This window comes from Thermomonospora echinospora (assembly GCF_900108175.1).
GTDB lineage: Bacteria > Actinomycetota > Actinomycetes > Streptosporangiales > Streptosporangiaceae > Thermomonospora > Thermomonospora echinospora.
The window spans coordinates 31,793-46,581 of sequence record NZ_FNVO01000007.1; the positions used below are offsets into that span (position 1 = coordinate 31,793).

Below are 14,789 nucleotides of genomic sequence, written 5' to 3' on the forward strand. Positions count from 1 at the left end.
GTCTGTGGTGCGGTTCCCCTCCCCCCGGTCACCCGATCTACGCTCGGAGGCCGGTACGGATGGACGCCGTTCGGCGAGACGGGGAGGGGCCATGACCGCGCGGGAGCCGCTGCGCGCACACGCCATGCCGAGACCGCGGGCCGGCGGTGGGCTCGACGGCCGCGGCGGCCCGGGGCCGGACCGCCCCGGCCCCGGCCGGCCGTTCCCGTCCGCCCGGATGGCGGCGGCGTGAAGCGCACCGTGACCCGGCTGGCGGACGGGCGGGAGCTGATCTACTTCGACCGGCGCGACGACGCCGTCCGCGACGCCGTCGACACCCGGCCGCCCGACGGGCCGCCGGCCGCCTCCGAGCTGCGCCACGACCCGCTGCTGGACGAGTGGGTGACGATCGCCGCGCACCGGCAGCGCCGCACCTTCCTGCCCGGCGACGACGCCTGCCCGCTGTGCCCGTCGGCGCCGGGACGGCCCACCGAGATCCCCGCCGCCGACTACGAGGTGGCCGTGCTGGAGAACCGGTTCCCCGCCTTCCGGCCTGAGGCCACCGGGGGGCGCTGCGAGGTGGTGTGCTTCAGCTCCGACCACCGCGTCTCGTTCGCCGACCTGCCGCCCGCCCAGGTGCGGACGGTCGTCGAGGCGTGGGCCGACCGCACCGCCGAGCTGTCCGCGACGCCCGGCGTCGAGCAGGTCTTCTGCTTCGAGAATCGGGGCGAGGAGATCGGCGTCACGCTGCACCATCCGCACGGCCAGATCTACGCCTACCCCTTCGTCCCGCCGCGCACCCGGCAGATGCTGCGGGCCGTGCGGCGGCACGCCGAGCGCACCGGCGGCGACCTGTTCGCCGAGCTGCTGGCGGCCGAACGGCGGGAGGGCGCCCGCGTGGTGGTGGCCAACGAGCTGTGGACCGCGTTCGTGCCGCACGCCGCCCGCTGGCCGTTCGAGGTGCACCTGTACCCGCACCGGCGGGTGCCGGACATCCCCGCCCTGGACGAGGCGGAACGGGACGCGTTCGCCCGGCTCTACCTGGACGTGCTGGACCGTTTCGACCGCCTCTTCGACCGGCCCGCGCCGTACGTGTCGGCCTGGCACCAGGCCCCCGTGCGCGAGGGCCGGGATCTGGCCTGGCTGCATCTGCGGCTGTTCAGCATCCGGCGGGCCGCCGACCGGCTGAAGTACCTGGCCGGCTCGGAGGCGGCCATGGGCGCGTTCCTCAACGACGTCCGCCCCGAGGAGGCGGCGCGGCTGCTGCGCGCGGCGGGACGCTGACGGGCCCGCATCAGCGCCAGCCGAGGCTCTCGGCCACCTCGTCGGAGGCGTACCCGCACTGCCCGGCCTCGCCGATCCACACCATCCCGTCGGCCTCGGCGACCGGGCCGACCGCGTGCTCGTACGGCAGCCGGGGCTGGATCGCCAGCCGCACCTCCAGCGCCGGGTCGAACTGCTGCAGGGCCGCCACCAGCTCACCCACCGTGACCTCCCTGGCCTGTCCTCGTCGATGCCGTCCCATGCTCTGCTCCATCCAGCCGACAGGCTTATGAAAGCATCGGATCGGTCAAGACGACGGCGATTACGCAACGTGAATATTGGGTCTGCTCGACCCGCTCTTGCCGTCGTACCGTGGGGTGAGAGACGGCACCGACCTGGGCACAGCACTATGGTGAACCTCCCGCACCCCTCACGACCGTCATCGGCGGCCGTCGCGCTGACGGCGCTGCTCCCGCTGGCGGGATGCTCCGGCGACGGGCAGGGCCGCGCCGCCGAACGTCCGGCCCCGCCCCCGGCCAGGCTGACCATCACCCCCGTCCATGGGACCGACGACGCGCGTCCCGACCGCCCGATCACGGTGCAGGCGGCCGGTGGCACCATCCGGCAGGTCACCGTCAGCATCGAAAACGGCAACGACGGCAAGGCCGGAAAAGCCGGGAAGGTCGAGGGCGCGCTGAACCCGGCCCGCACCCGGTGGACCTCGCGCTGGACGCTGGCGCCCGACACCGACTACCAGGTCACCGCCATCGCCGCCGGCCCCGACGGCAGGACCACCACGCTCACCAGCGCGTTCTCCACGCTCAAGCCCAAGGAGACCATCCGGGTCAGCGCCGCCGCCCCGTTCGACGAGGAGACGGTGGGGGTGGGGATGCCGATCATCCTCGACTTCGACCGGCCGGTCTACAACAAGGCCGAGGTCGAGCGGGCGCTGCAGGTGACGGCGTCCACGCCGGTGGAGGGCGCCTGGCGGTGGGTGGGCCGGCAACAGGTCGTCTACCGGACCAAGAAGTACTGGCCGGCGCGGACCGATGTCACGGTGACCGCGCGGATGAGGGGCGTGCGGGCCGCCAAGGACGTCTACGGCACCCGCGATCTCAAGCTGCGATTCAGGGTCGGCGACGAGCAGGTCAGCACCGCCAGTGCCCGCACCCACACGATGACCGTCAAGAGGAACGACAAGACCGTCCGCCGGATACCGGTCAGCATGGGCAAGGCCACCAAGCGCGCCTACACGACCACCAACGGCGTCCACCTGACGATGGAGAAGGCCTATCACGTGGTCATGGACTCCGCGACGGTCGGCATCCCCAAGGGGCACCCCGACTACTACAAGCTCGACGTCTACTACGCGGTGCGGATCTCCAACAGCGGCGAGTTCACCCACAGCGCCCCGTGGTCGGTGGGCTCGCAGGGCACCGCCAACGTCAGCCACGGCTGCGTCAACATGAGCCCGAAGAACGCCGCCTGGTTCTACCGGTTCAGCCGGCGCGGCGACATCTACAAGATCACCGGCACCGACCGTGAGCTGGAGTGGAACAACGGCTGGGGCTACTGGCAGCTGTCCTGGAACGAATGGCGCAAAGGCAGCGCCCTCGACTGACGGAACCGGGCCCGCCCCCGAGGGGACGGGCCCGGTTCAGCGGCCGGTCACCGGTCAGAGCGGAGGCCGCCTGACCTGCAGCTCGTCGTAGCCGTCGAGCGGGCTGACCCCCTTGAGCCGGACCGAGGCGGTGTCGCCGACTCCGGCCCAGCGCCGCAGCGCCGCGATCGCCTGCTCGCGCTGCCCGGCGGGCAGCGCCCGGATGAGCTGGGCGCTGTGGTTGAGGCCGGGCACCTCGTACCACAGCGAGTCGCGGGTGCCGCGGCCCAGCCGGAACGGCTCGGCCCCCCACGGGTCGTTGCCGCCGTACAGGAACATCAGGCGGTTACCGTGGGAGCGGACCCACCGGTCGATGTCGGCCATCACCACTGGGTTGAAGCGCATCTGGGCGCGCAGGTCGGCGGGCATGAACGCGCGCGGCCGGTAGATCTCGGGGTAGTTGCGCACGTCCTTCAGGTAGCGGAACTTGGGCTCGGGCCAGCCGAGCTGGGTGCCGGCCTGGAAGTAGTACGGCAGGTACGGCGCCAGCCCCTGGTCGGTGTAGAAGGAGAAGCCCGCCACCGAGTCAACGAAGTCCCACAGCGTGTCGGTGGAGGCGTTGGCGGACGGCACCTGGGCGCAGTCGGCCTCCAGCGAGTACTGCCAGAAGGCCCACTCGACGTCGAGCACGGTCGCCTCCAGCGCCCGGTCGGCGTTGCCGAGGTTGCCGAACGTGAAGCCGTTCTCCTTGGCGTACGCCTCGTACCGCGGCACGAACTCCGCACGCCGCTCCAGCACCTCGTGCTGGACGTCCTTGAGCGCGTTGCGGCACGACGGGTCGGAGCCGACCTTCTCGAAGAACCGGTCGTAGGCCTTGTCCTCGCTGTTGACCACGTCGTTGGGCGCGACGTACGACACCGTCGCGTCCACGTCCGCCGGGTAGAAGCGGCGGTGGTAGATCGAGGTCATGCCGCCCTTGCTGGCCCCCGTCGACACCCACTTGGCGGAGTAGACCGGCTTGAGCGCCTTCACCAGCCGGTGGTGGTCGGTGGCCGCCTGCCAGATGGTCAGGTCGGACCAGTCGGCCGGCTGTGGCCGGGAGGGGGTGAAGAACCGCTGCTCGACGGAGATCTGGTTGCCCTCCAGCAGCTGGGTGGGCTCGGAGCGGGAGGCCGTCTCCCGCAGGTTGTAGCCGGTGGTGTGCAGCACCATCGGACGGCCGGTGTCCTTGTGCAGCAGGGTGAACCGCTGCTCGAACGTGCCCGTGCCCGGCTTCCGGTGGTCGGCGGGCTGCCGGTAACTCAGCAGGAAGAAGCGGTAGTCGGCGGCCCCCGACGGCCGCTCCCACAACACCTTCATGCCGGGGATGGCGTTCAGCCGCTCGACGATGTCACCCGCCGGCGCCGCGTGCGACGGGATCGCCGTCCCCACGCCCAGCATCCCGGCGACGGTCACGGCCGCGAGCACCCGTTGGCCCCAGCCTCTCATCCGCACCTCCTAGAGCAGTGAGCCATAGACGCCGCGACCTTAGGTGCGGAAGGCCCCCCTGTGCCATTTGCCCGTTCCGTTTCGTTACAGACCTGTAGCACAGCGAATCGGCCAGACGACAGGACTACCCCACTGCCTCCACCTCCGGAACCCCTCGCACCGGACAACCGAATCCGCCCCGATCTGACCCGCTACCGCGTTTCCCCCGAACGACCGCCCCAGGCCCCCCGAACCCCGGCAAGGACAGCGGACAACAGCAAACCCACATCAGCCGCCCACCCCTGCCGAACCCCCACAAAAAACAAAACAGCCCCCGACCCGCGAACAGCAGGATCGAGGGCAAAACCCCACATCAGAAACCCGGGCGACCTCCCGGACAAAAACGCAGTACCTCACACCCGGCAGCACCAATGGCCTAGCACCACAAACACCGGAAGACCTCGCACCGCCCCCGGCAGGGCGAAGCCCTGCCCCGGGGGGTCCGGGGGGTCGCCCCCCCGGGCAGATACTGCGGGCCCCCCGCGAAGCCGATCAAAGATCGGCGAGTAGGCAGGGCCGGCGCGTGGGGCGGGTGGGGCTCGAACCCACGACCTACGGATTATGAGTCCGCTGCTCTGACCGGCTGAGCTACCGCCCCCCGACGAGCTTCGAGCCGTGGTGACCCCCCATGCCCGCCGCGGCAATGATAGCCGCGGGGCCTCGTGCCGGGCCACCGGGAATCACAATGTCATGCCACAGGGGGACGTGGCATCTCATCCCTGGCGGCGAGTGACTTGTCCGGCGGGGCGTCGGTAGGGTCCGCCGTATGTCTTGGATCCGCAGTCGCATGTCCGTCATCCTCGTGTGCGCGCTGGCGCTGGCCGGCTGCTCGGGAGGTTCGGGAGGAGAGGACGCCGGCAAGCCGCTACCGCAGGGGCAGCAGACGCTGCGGCAGGCGTCGGAGGCGATGCGGAACCTCAAGAGCGTCGCCTTCACCATCGCCACCGAGGGCGAGCCCGCCGTCCCCGTCAAGGGGGGTGACGTCAAGCTGGTCAGGAGCGGCGACGCCCAGGGCAGGCTGCAACTGCAGCAGCTGGGGCTGACGCTGGAGACCGACTTCGTGCTGCTCGGCGACACCCTCTACTACAAGGGGCTGACCGGCAGCGGTTACCAGAAGGCGCCCAAGAGCCGGATCCTGGCGCTGTACGACCCGTCGGCCGTGCTGGACCCCGAGCGGGGCATCTCCGGGATGCTGGCGGCGGCGCGCTCGGCGCAGCCGGAGGCCGTCGAGAAGGTCGGTGGCAAGGACGCCTACAAGATCAAGGTGACGCTGCCCAAGGACGCGGCCGGCGGGCTGATCCCCGGGGTCACGCAGGACCTGGCCGGGCATGTGTGGATCGCCACCGCCGGTCACCGGCTGCTCAAGGTGCGCGGCCAGCTTCCGCCGGCCTCCGGTGACGACGGCGGAAAGAGCGCCGTGGTGATCACGTTCACCGAGTTCGACGCCGACTACCAGATCACCGCTCCGGCGTAGCGGGTGGGCGGACCGGTGCGCGGGCGCGGCGTCGCGATCGGCGTCGGCGGCGTGGTGGTGCTGCTGGCGGCCCTGGACGCCTATGTCATCACCACGATCTTCTCCCAGGTGCTCGGCGATCTGGACGTCCCGGTCAACCGGCTGGAGCGGGCCGTCCCGATCCTGACCGGCTTCCTGCTCGGCTACGTGGCGGCGATGCCGCTGCTGGGCCAGTTGTCGGACCGGTACGGGCGCCGCCCGCTGCTGCACGGCTGCCTGCTGGCCTTCGCGGCCGGGTCGGCGCTGACCGCGCTGGCCGACGGGCTCGGGCTGATCGTGGCGGGCCGGGTGCTGCAGGGCGTCGCCGGCGGCGCCCTGCTGCCGGTGACCATGGCGCTGGCCGGCGACCTGTGGCAGGACCGGCAGCGTCCGGTGGTGCTCGGCGCGGTCGGCGCGGTCCAGGAGTTGGGCAGCGTGCTGGGCCCGCTGTACGGGGCGGGGGTCACGGCCTGGCTGGGCGGCTGGCGGGCGATCTTCTGGATCAACGTCCCGGTCGCGCTGGCGGCCATGGCGGTGGTGCAGCTCACGGTGCCGGCCGGGACGCGGCCGGTGCCCCGGCCCCGGGTGGACGTGGTGGGCGGGCTGCTGCTGGCGCTGGGGCTGGGCCTGCTGGTGGTCGGGCTGCACAACCCCGAGCCGGAGCGGGCGCCGCTGCCGCCCTGGGGGGCTCCGGTGATCGTCGCGGGGTTCGCGGTGCTGGCCGGTTTCGTGCTGTGGGAGGTCCGCGCGCGGACCCGGCTGCTGGATCTGAGCGGGACGCGGCGGGGGCCGCTGCTGGCGACCCTGGCGGTCAGCCTGCTGTCGGGCGCCGCGCTGATGGTCACGCTGGTGGACGTCCAGCTCGTCGCGCAGAGCCTGCTCGGCAAGGACTCCCTGGGCGGCACACTGGTCCTGCTGCGGTTCCTGGTGGCGCTGCCGGTGGCGGCGGTGCTGGGCGGGCTGCTGGCCCGCCGGGTCGGCGAGCGGTGGCCGATGGTGGCCGGGATGGCCGTCGCCGCGGTGGGCTACCTGCTGATCGCCGGCTGGCCCGCCGACCTGGCGGCCGCCTCGTACGGGCCGCTGCCCCGCATGGACGTGGATCTGGCCGTCACCGGTTTCGGACTGGGCCTGGTCATCGCCCCGGTGTCGTCGGCGGGGCTGCGGGTGGTGTCGGCCGCCCAGCACGGCGTGGCCGCGGCCGCCGTGGTGGTGACCCGGATGATGGGCATGCTGCTGGGCATCTCGGCGCTGTCGGCCTGGGGCCTGTACCGGTTCCGGTCGCTGACCGAGGACCTGTCGATGCCGCTGCCGTTCGGCCTGCCGCCCGAGGAGGCCCGGCGGCAGGTGGCCGCCTACCAGGCGGCGCTGCAGGAGGCGCTGCGCACCGAGTACCGGGAGATCTTCCTCATCACCGCCGTGCTGTGCGCGCTGGGAGCCGTGGCCGCCCTGGCCGTGCAGGGCGCCCCGGCGCATTCGCCGCCGGCCGGCGCCGATGCCCCGCAGGTGGGTCGTGTGCCTGCCCCCGGACCTGGGCATACCTCCTGAACAGAGGGCAGATCAAGCCTCTCGTCGGGAGCCCCTACCCGGGAGGTGGCACGATGCGCCGGCCTGAAGGCGGAAAGGTCCCCACGAGACTGGGGCGCCTGCGGCGGCGGCTGGGATTCGACCGCAATGGGATGCGCCGACGGATCGACCGCGTCCAGTGGGCGGTCGGCCTGGCGCTGGCAGCCGTGTTCCTGATGGTCGCCCCCATCCTGGCGACATGGGCCGGGACCTGGTCCTACGACCGTGGAATGCGGGGCGAGTCGCACGAGCGGGCCACCCGCCGGCAGGTGGTCGCCACGGTGACCGGGCCCGGCGTGGCCAGTGGCGAGCGCTATCTGAGTCAGACCGTCCAGGCGACCTGGCGGGCCCCTGACGGCACGCCGCGCACCGGCCGGATCCCGGCCTGGAAGGACGCCGGGCAGGGGGCCCGGCGGCACCTGTGGGTGGACGGCGCCGGTCATCCCACCTCCCGGCCCCGGCCGCACTCGCGCACCGTGGTGGACGCCGGCTATGCCGCGCTCGGCGCCACGCTGGCGGCGGGTCTTCCGCTGCTGGGCGTCTACGGCCTGGTCCGGCGGCGGTGCGACCGGGTGCGGGACGCCCTGTGGGACGAGGAGTGGTCGCGGATCGATCCGCACCGCATCAGCTGAACGGCCCGATCCGGCCGCTTCGGCTCAGGCGGGGCGTCGTTCGCGGGCGGCCGGGTCGCCGGCCGCCACCAGGTCGAGGGCGTCCAGGGCCAGGGCCAGTTCGACCACGTCGCGCGGCCGGTGCAGCGAGCGGGCGGTGAGCTGTTCCAGCCGGCGCAGCCGGTTGAACACCGTGTTGCGGTGGCAGTAGAGCCGGCCGGCCGTCCGCGCCGCCGAGCCCTCGCAGTCCAGCCAGGTCGCCAGCGTCTCCAGCAGGACCTCCCGGTCTACCGGGTCCAGGTCGGCCAGCGGACCGAGCACCGTGTCCCCCAGGTAGCCCGACAGCTCCGGCTGGGAGACCACCAGGGCGGCCGGCAGCCGTTCGTCCAGCCGGGCGATCCGCCGGTCGCCGGGCCGGCAGGTCTGCAGCGCGACCTCGGCCAGCCAGCGGGCGCGGCCGAGGGCGGCCAGCCCGTCCACCGCCGGGCTGATCCCCGCCTCGCCGGTGAACAGCGGCTCCAGCGCCGCCGCCGCGTCCGCGGGATGCCGCTCGCCCAGTTCCACCACGGCCATTTCGGTGTCGGCGCGCATCCGCCACACGAAGCGCAGCCCGCCCGCCCGTCCGGGGCGTTCGAAGCCGGGGTCGCGGCGGGGCGAGCGCAGCACCGCCACCGCGTACCGGCCGTGCACCGGCAGGTCGAGCGCGGCGGCGGCGGCCTTGGTCAGCCCGCCGTCGGCGCCGCGCCCCTCCAGCAGGGCGTCCAGCAGCGCGGCCATCCGCTCGTCGCTGCGCCGCAGCAGTTCCGACTCGGTGCGCCGGTAGGACTCGGCGACCGCGTTGGACTGGACCTCGTTGGTGTGCCACACAATGCTGGCGAAGCGCAGCAGCGCCGGCAGTGATCCGGGATCCTCCTCGGCGACGACCTCGATCATCGCCTCCCAGGTGAGCCGGCCGCCGATCCGGAACGAGCGCAGCAGCGACTCCAGCGGCAGGCCCTGCTCGGCGCGGCGGCGGCCGATGGACACCGCCGCCTCGACCGCGGGCTCCTCGCCCAGGGCGCGGCGGCCCATGTGGTCGATGCTCTCGCCGAGGATGCCGTGGACGGTGCGCCACAGGTCGTCGTGGGGGACGAAGCCCGCATAGCCGGAGTCCTCGGCGAGGATCTCGGCGACCAGCCGGTCGGTCAGGTCGTCGAGCCGCTCCAGCAGCCGGCGGGACGCCGCGGCGGCCACCGCGGCCATGTTCTCGTCGGGGATGAGGGTCGTGGTAGAAGGCAACGGGGTGGAACCTCCCAGGTGATGCGTGTCACCCTGCCATGGAACGTCCGCGCCCCGACAGTGGGGTGACCCAAAACGCGGTTCCACTGTGAGACGACACAACCAGAACAATGTTCAGTTGGACCTCTGACCCGACTTCGCGCAGGCTCTGGACGGTGTCGTAGCTCACATGCTGGTGTGCCTCCCACACGAAATCGATGGGAGGTGCCATGGCGAGTGGGACGCTCGCGGTCGGCGGTCTCTCGGTGAGCTACGGCAAGGCCGTGCAGGCGCTGCGCGAGGTCTCCCTGGAGGTCCCCGAGGGCACGGTGACCGCCGTGCTGGGGGCCAACGGCGCGGGCAAGAGCACCCTGCTGCGGGCCGTCTCCGGGACCCTGCCGTTCCACCGCGGCTCGATCGAGGCCGGTGAGATCACCCTGGGCGGCCGCCGGCTGAGCGGGCTGCGGCCCGACGCGGTGGTCGCCGCCGGGGTGGTCCAGGTGCCCGAGGGCCGGCGGGTCTTCGGCCGGCTCACCGTGGAGGAGAACCTGCGGGCCGGGGCGCTGGGCGCCCGGGACCGCTCGGGGGCGGCCGCCGCCCGCGAGCGGGTGATGGAGCTGTTCCCGGTGCTGGCCGAGCGGGCGCGGCAGCGCGCCGGGCTGCTGTCCGGCGGCGAGCAGCAGATGCTGGCCATGGGCCGGGCGCTGATGGCCCGGCCGAAGGTGCTGCTGCTGGACGAGCCCACCCTGGGACTGGCGCCGCTGATGGCCGAGCGGATCGGCGAGACCGTGGCCGAGATCAACCGGCAGGGCACCGCCGTCCTGCTGATCGAGCAGAACGCCGCGCTGGCGCTGCGCCTGGCGAGCACCGCCCACGTGCTGGAGGTCGGCCGGGTGACGCTGTCCGGCCCGGCCGACGCGCTGGCCGCCAGCGACGAGGTGCGCCGCCGCTACCTGGGCGTCGGCGACGACGACGCGCTGGAGCCGCGGTTCCAGCGGCCGCCCACGCTGGAAAGGTGGGCCGGTTGACCCCGACCGCTCCGCCCGTCCTCCCCACCACACCGCAGATCATCGGAGGGTGCCGTGACCGTTTCCGGCCGCGCAGGCCGACCCCGCCGCCCGGGCCGCGGGCCCGGCCGCCCGCCCCGCGCGGGCACCTCCCCCGGGGCCGGTGCCCGGTGAACGAGCTGAAGGTCACCGACCTGACGGTCAAGTTCGCCGGGATCACCGCGCTGGACCACGTCGGCTTCACCGTGGAGCCCGGCAGCATCCACGCCGTCATCGGCCCCAACGGCGCCGGCAAGTCGACCTGCTTCAACGTGCTGTCGGGCGTCTACCGGGCCACCTCGGGCAGCGTGCGGTTCGGCGACGCCGAGCTGACCCGGATGGCGCCGCACCAGATCGCGGCACTGGGCGTGGCCCGTACGTTCCAGAACATCGCGCTGTCGAAGTTCCAGAGCGTCGAGGACAACGTGATGCTCGGCCGGCACCGGCTCACCCGCGCCGGCTTCCTCGGCGCCGGGCTGCGGCTGCCGTCGGCCCGCCGCGAGAACGCCCGGCACCGGGCCCGGGTGCGCGACATCGCCCGGTTCGTGGGCGTCGCCGAGTATCTGGAGGCGCCCGTCGGGATGCTGCCGTACGGCGTGCAGAAGCGGGTCGAGCTGGCCCGCGCGCTGGCGATGGAGCCCGACCTGCTGCTGCTGGACGAGCCGGTGGCCGGGATGAACGGCGGCGAGCGCCGCGCGATGGCCGAGGTCATCATGGCCGCCCGCGCCGACCTGGGCATCTCGGTGCTGCTGGTCGAGCACGACATGGGCATGGTGATGCGGCTGGCCGACCAGGTCACCGTGCTGGACTTCGGCCGCCGGATCGCCGCCGGCCCGCCCGAGCGGGTGCAGCGCGACCCCGCGGTGATCCGCGCCTACCTGGGCGAGCAGGCCGCCGACGAACAGACGGCCGACGAGCAGGCCGCCGACGAGCAGGCGACCGACGAGCAGACGGCCGACGGCGACCCCGGCACGATCCGCGACCGCCGGGACGGGCGGGCGGCCGACGAGCGGGAGAACGCGTGACCACCTTCATCGAACTGCTGGTCAACGGAGTCTCGATCGGCTCGGTGTACGCGCTGATCGCCCTCGGCTTCGTGATCATCTTCAAGGCCACCGAAGTGGTCAACTTCGCCCACGCCTCGCTGCTGCTGGTCGGCGGCTACGTCATCGCCGTGCTGCACGAGGACCTGGGGTTCTGGCTCGCCCTGGTGGCGGGCGTCGCGGTGGCGGCGGTGGTGGGCGCGCTGGTGGAGTTTTGCGTGCTGCGCCGCTCCCGGGCCGGCGACCAGCACGTGCTGGCGATCGTGACCATCGGCGTGGACATCCTGCTGACCACCGAGCTGACCCGGCGGATCGGCACCGACGTGCTGGCCATGGGCGACCCCTGGCAGAGCCAGGTGGTGCAGATCGGCGGGATCAGCATCGCGCAGACCCGGATCGCCGCCCTGGTGACCGCCGCCACGCTGATCACCTGCTTCCTGCTGGCGTTCCGTTACACCTCCTGGGGCATCGCAATGCGGGCCGCCGCCGAGGACCGGGAGACCGCCGCGCTGATGGGGGTGCGGCTGAGCCGGGTGTCGATGGGCGCCTGGGCGGTGGCCGGCGCGCTGGCCGCGGTGGCCGCGCTGTTCCTGACCGTCTTCCCCACCCCGGGGCTGGACCGCTCGACCTCGCTGGTGGCGCTCAAGGCGTTCCCCGCCGCGATCCTCGGCGGGCTGGACTCCACCACCGGGGCGCTGGTCGGCGGGCTGATCATCGGGCTGGCCGAGTCACTGGCCGCCGGCTACCAGAACGACGTCACCTTCCTGGGCCGCGGCATCGGCGAGGTCGTCCCCTACCTGGTGATGATCGTGATCCTACTGATCCGGCCCGCCGGGCTGTTCGGGACGAGGGAGCTGGCCCGTGTCTAGCGCACTGTCGCGGGCCCTGCGGCCCACTGTGATCGCCGCCGTGGCGGGCCTGGTCGTGATGCTGGTGATCCCGTTCTACGCCGAGCCGTTCCTGCTGCAGGCCGGGCTGTTCGCAATGGCCGCCGCCATCGGGGCGATCGGGCTGAACCTGCTGACCGGCTCGACCGGGCAGCTGTCCATGGGCCACGCGTTCTTCCTGGCGGTCGGCGCGTACGGGTACGTGTACTTCGCCGGGGACTCCGGGCACGAGCTGAGCGGGCTCGGCCTGCCCACGCCGCTGGCGGCGGTGCTGGCGGTCGTGCTGGCCGGCCTCGCCGGCGGGCTGTTCAGCCCGATCGCCGGGCGGCTGCGCGGCACCTACCTGGGCATCGCCTCACTGGCGCTGATCTTCATCGGCCAGCACATCCTGCACAACGCGCACGCGATCACCGGCGGCGCCAACGGCCGTGACGTGCCGCCGCTGGAGCTGGCCGGGTTCAGCTTCGCCGACACCCCGGAACTGGTGGTGTTCCAGGTGCCACTGCGGGCGCTGGAGAAACTGTGGTTCCTGGCCCTGCTCCTGCTGCTGGCGGCGGCGTGGGTGGCGCGCGGCATCCTGCGCGGCCGTCCTGGACGGGCCATGGGCACCATCCGCGACCACGAGATCGCCGCCGGGGTGATGGGCGTGCCGGTCGCCCGCTACCGGGCCGGAGTGTTCGTGCTGTCGTCGATGTACGCGGGCCTGGCCGGAGTGCTGCTGGCGATGGCCTTCCGCCGCACCGTGCCGGACTACTTCGGCATCATCCTGTCGCTGGAGTACCTGGCGATGATCGTCATCGGTGGGCTCGGCTCGGTGGCCGGGGCGGTCGCCGGCGCCGCGTTCGTGTCGCTGCTGCCCCCGCTGTTCACCCGGTACGGCGACGGCCTGCCGCTGATCGCCGCGCCCGGCGCGGAGGGCGTCTCGCCCGCCGAGGCGTCCCGGATCCTGTACGGCGCCGCCGTCGTCGCCGTCGTCCTGTTCTTTCCCGGCGGCCTGCTCGGGGTGTGGGGGCGCGTCCGCGCCTCCCTGGCCGCCCGCCGCACGTCTCACCCCCTCACCCGAATGGAACCCGAGGAGCAACCGACATGAAGTCCACCCTTCGCATGACGGCCGTGACGGCGGTCGCGCTGGCGCTGGCGGCCGGCGCGGCCGGCTGCGCCAGCGACAAGGCCACTGGCGGATCCGGCGGCGCCGGCGCCGACGGGGTCAAGCAGGGCCCCGGGGTCACCGACAAGACCATCAAGCTGGGCGTCGCCACCGACCTGACCGGCGTCTACGCCCCGCTGGGCAAGAGCCTGACCCAGTCCCAGCAGCTGTACTTCGAGCAGACCAACGCCGCCGGCGGGGTGTGCGGCCGCAAGATCGAGACCGTGGTCCGCGACCACGGCTACGACCCACAGAAGGCGGTGTCGATCTACAGCGAGCTGAGCACCAGCGTGCTGGCGATCCCGCAGTTCCTCGGCTCGCCGATGGTGACCGCGGTCAAGCAGCGCATCGAGTCCGACAAGATGTTCACCATCCCCAGCGCCTGGTCCACCACCCTGCTGGGCAGTGAGCCGATCCAGGTCACCGGCACCACCTACGACGTGGACATGATCAACGGCATCGAGTGGCTGCTGAGCAAGAAGCTCATCAAGAAGGGCGACAAGCTCGGCCACGTCTACTTCGAGGGCGACTACGGGGGCTCGGCGCTGCGCGGCGCCAAGTTCGCCGCCGACAAGCACGGGCTGACGATCGTCGAGCAGAAGATCAAGGCCACCGACAACGACATGGGACCCCAGGTCGCGGCGCTGTCGAAGGCGAAGGTCGCCGCGATCCTGATGAGCGCCGGTCCCCGGCAGTCGGCGTCGCTGGCCGGCATCGCCCGCTCGCAGGGCATGAAGCAGCCGATCCTGGGCAGCAACTCGGCCTTCTCCCCGCAGCTGCTGGCCACCCCGGCCAAGCCCGCCCTGGTCGAGGGCTTCTTCTTCACCAGCGCCGGCGCGCCGATCAGCGCCGACCTGCCGGAGGTCAAGAAGCTGGCCGACGCCTACGCCAAGAAGTACCCCGGCCAGCCGATGGACAGCGCCGTGGTCAGCGGCTACGGCAACGGCGCCATCGTGGTGTCGGCGCTGAAGAAGGCGTGCGAGGCCAAGGACCTCACCCGGGAGGGCCTGATCAAGGCGCACCGCTCGGACGCCAACGCCGACACCGGCCTCGGCACGCCGATGAACTTCACCTACTTCGACAAGCCCGCCACCCGCAAGACCTACGTCCTGCAGCCCAAGGACAAGATCCCCGGCGGCGCGGTGATCGTGCAGGAGGCCACCGAGTCCGAGCTCGCCACGACCTACCAGCCGCCGGTCGGCAGCTACTAGGACCCGCCCTCGGGCATTTCGGGGAGCCCGCACAGCAGACGCGCACCGGCCCGCATGCCGGTGCGCGTCTTCCTGTTCCCGCCGTGTCCGGAACGGCGGCGGCACCGACACCCGGCGGGGAGGGTGTCGGTGCCGCCTGCCGGTGCTCCGGCCCCGCCCGCCG

General features: G+C 72.6%; 14 protein-coding genes and 1 tRNA gene. 11 read left to right on the forward strand and 4 right to left on the reverse strand.

Translation table 11 applies throughout. The features are described from left to right. Positions 1–91: 91 nt before the first annotated feature. Positions 92–232: a hypothetical protein gene (locus C4U03_RS40465; protein WP_160147024.1), complete on the forward strand. Its 141-nt coding sequence runs from the start codon at positions 92–94 to the stop codon at positions 230–232. After that, on the forward strand, positions 229–1,263 hold the full coding sequence (gene galT / locus C4U03_RS17640; RefSeq protein WP_103938890.1) for a galactose-1-phosphate uridylyltransferase: 1,035 nt from the start codon (positions 229–231) through the stop codon (positions 1,261–1,263). Before C4U03_RS40465 ends, galT begins: the two co-directional genes overlap by 4 nt. Before the next feature lie 10 nt (positions 1,264–1,273). On the opposite strand, the gene C4U03_RS17645 is transcribed toward galT, so the two are convergent. After that, positions 1,274–1,504, reverse strand: coding sequence for a hypothetical protein (locus tag C4U03_RS17645; RefSeq protein WP_103938891.1), 231 nt, complete (start codon positions 1,502–1,504; stop codon positions 1,274–1,276). A gap of 147 nt (positions 1,505–1,651) precedes the next feature. Here C4U03_RS17645 and C4U03_RS17650 point away from each other — a divergent pair, with 147 nt between their 5' ends. Beyond that, positions 1,652–2,863 (forward strand): L,D-transpeptidase, encoded by a 1,212-nt coding sequence (locus tag C4U03_RS17650; protein WP_103938892.1) that lies wholly within the window; start codon positions 1,652–1,654, stop codon positions 2,861–2,863. 54 nt (positions 2,864–2,917) lie between these two features. Here the strand turns inward: C4U03_RS17650 and C4U03_RS17655 are convergent, their stop codons facing one another. Beyond that, the gene (locus C4U03_RS17655) at positions 2,918–4,330 is read right to left on the reverse strand and encodes a S28 family serine protease (protein WP_103938893.1); all 1,413 of its coding nucleotides are present in this window, start codon (positions 4,328–4,330) and stop codon (positions 2,918–2,920) included. Between the two features lie 563 nt (positions 4,331–4,893). Beyond that, positions 4,894–4,967: transfer RNA gene (locus C4U03_RS17660), tRNA-Ile, on the reverse strand. A 189-nt stretch (positions 4,968–5,156) separates the two neighbouring features. Between C4U03_RS17660 and C4U03_RS17665 the strand changes: the two genes are divergently transcribed. Genes C4U03_RS17665 through C4U03_RS17675 form a run of 3 tightly spaced genes read left to right on the forward strand, consistent with a single transcriptional unit; the run spans position 5,157 to position 8,056 of the window. Next, a complete protein-coding gene (locus C4U03_RS17665; RefSeq protein WP_160147025.1) occupies positions 5,157–5,843 on the forward strand; it encodes an LppX_LprAFG lipoprotein in 687 nt (228 codons plus the stop codon). 15 nt (positions 5,844–5,858) lie between these two features. Then, complete coding sequence (locus C4U03_RS17670) at positions 5,859–7,406, forward strand: MFS transporter (protein ID WP_103938895.1); 1,548 nt, start codon at positions 5,859–5,861, stop codon at positions 7,404–7,406. 53 nt (positions 7,407–7,459) lie between these two features. After that, entirely contained in the window at positions 7,460–8,056 is a 597-nt protein-coding gene (locus C4U03_RS17675; RefSeq protein ID WP_146087425.1) for an Rv1733c family protein, read from the forward strand. A gap of 24 nt (positions 8,057–8,080) precedes the next feature. Here C4U03_RS17675 and C4U03_RS17680 read toward each other — a convergent pair whose 3' ends face one another. Further along, positions 8,081–9,313, reverse strand: a complete 1,233-nt coding sequence (locus C4U03_RS17680; RefSeq protein ID WP_235017941.1) for a PucR family transcriptional regulator — start codon at positions 9,311–9,313, stop codon at positions 8,081–8,083. Between the two features lie 209 nt (positions 9,314–9,522). Between C4U03_RS17680 and C4U03_RS17685 the strand changes: the two genes are divergently transcribed. The 5 genes from C4U03_RS17685 to C4U03_RS17705 all read left to right on the forward strand — a co-directional run bounded on the left by C4U03_RS17685 (position 9,523) and on the right by C4U03_RS17705 (position 14,626). After that, on the forward strand, positions 9,523–10,320 hold the full coding sequence (locus tag C4U03_RS17685; RefSeq protein WP_103938898.1) for an ABC transporter ATP-binding protein: 798 nt from the start codon (positions 9,523–9,525) through the stop codon (positions 10,318–10,320). Between the two features lie 149 nt (positions 10,321–10,469). Next, entirely contained in the window at positions 10,470–11,363 is an 894-nt protein-coding gene (locus C4U03_RS17690; RefSeq protein WP_235017942.1) for an ABC transporter ATP-binding protein, read from the forward strand. Beyond that, the gene (locus C4U03_RS17695; protein ID WP_103938899.1) at positions 11,360–12,250 is read left to right on the forward strand and encodes a branched-chain amino acid ABC transporter permease; all 891 of its coding nucleotides are present in this window, start codon (positions 11,360–11,362) and stop codon (positions 12,248–12,250) included. Before C4U03_RS17690 ends, C4U03_RS17695 begins: the two co-directional genes overlap by 4 nt. Further along, positions 12,243–13,358 (forward strand): branched-chain amino acid ABC transporter permease, encoded by a 1,116-nt coding sequence (locus C4U03_RS17700; RefSeq protein WP_327373023.1) that lies wholly within the window; start codon positions 12,243–12,245, stop codon positions 13,356–13,358. Before C4U03_RS17695 ends, C4U03_RS17700 begins: the two co-directional genes overlap by 8 nt. After that, on the forward strand, positions 13,355–14,626 hold the full coding sequence (locus C4U03_RS17705; RefSeq protein ID WP_103938900.1) for an ABC transporter substrate-binding protein: 1,272 nt from the start codon (positions 13,355–13,357) through the stop codon (positions 14,624–14,626). Before C4U03_RS17700 ends, C4U03_RS17705 begins: the two co-directional genes overlap by 4 nt. The last annotated feature ends 163 nt before the right edge of the window (positions 14,627–14,789 follow it).

What these genes read in the sequence shown, in the direction of transcription:
- C4U03_RS17650 (WP_103938892.1), top strand. Translation starts at nt 1,652, where the DNA reads ATGGTGAACCTCCCGCACCCCTCACGACCGTCATCGGCGGCCGTCGCG.
- C4U03_RS17655 (WP_103938893.1), bottom strand. Translation starts at nt 4,330, where the DNA reads ATGAGAGGCTGGGGCCAACGGGTGCTCGCGGCCGTGACCGTCGCCGGG.
- C4U03_RS17705 (WP_103938900.1), top strand. Translation starts at nt 13,355, where the DNA reads ATGAAGTCCACCCTTCGCATGACGGCCGTGACGGCGGTCGCGCTGGCG.
- C4U03_RS17675 (WP_146087425.1), top strand. Translation starts at nt 7,460, where the DNA reads ATGCGCCGGCCTGAAGGCGGAAAGGTCCCCACGAGACTGGGGCGCCTG.
- C4U03_RS17665 (WP_160147025.1), top strand. Translation starts at nt 5,157, where the DNA reads ATGTCCGTCATCCTCGTGTGCGCGCTGGCGCTGGCCGGCTGCTCGGGA.
- C4U03_RS17685 (WP_103938898.1), top strand. Translation starts at nt 9,523, where the DNA reads ATGGCGAGTGGGACGCTCGCGGTCGGCGGTCTCTCGGTGAGCTACGGC.
- C4U03_RS40465 (WP_160147024.1), top strand. Translation starts at nt 92, where the DNA reads ATGACCGCGCGGGAGCCGCTGCGCGCACACGCCATGCCGAGACCGCGG.
- C4U03_RS17645 (WP_103938891.1), bottom strand. Translation starts at nt 1,504, where the DNA reads ATGGGACGGCATCGACGAGGACAGGCCAGGGAGGTCACGGTGGGTGAG.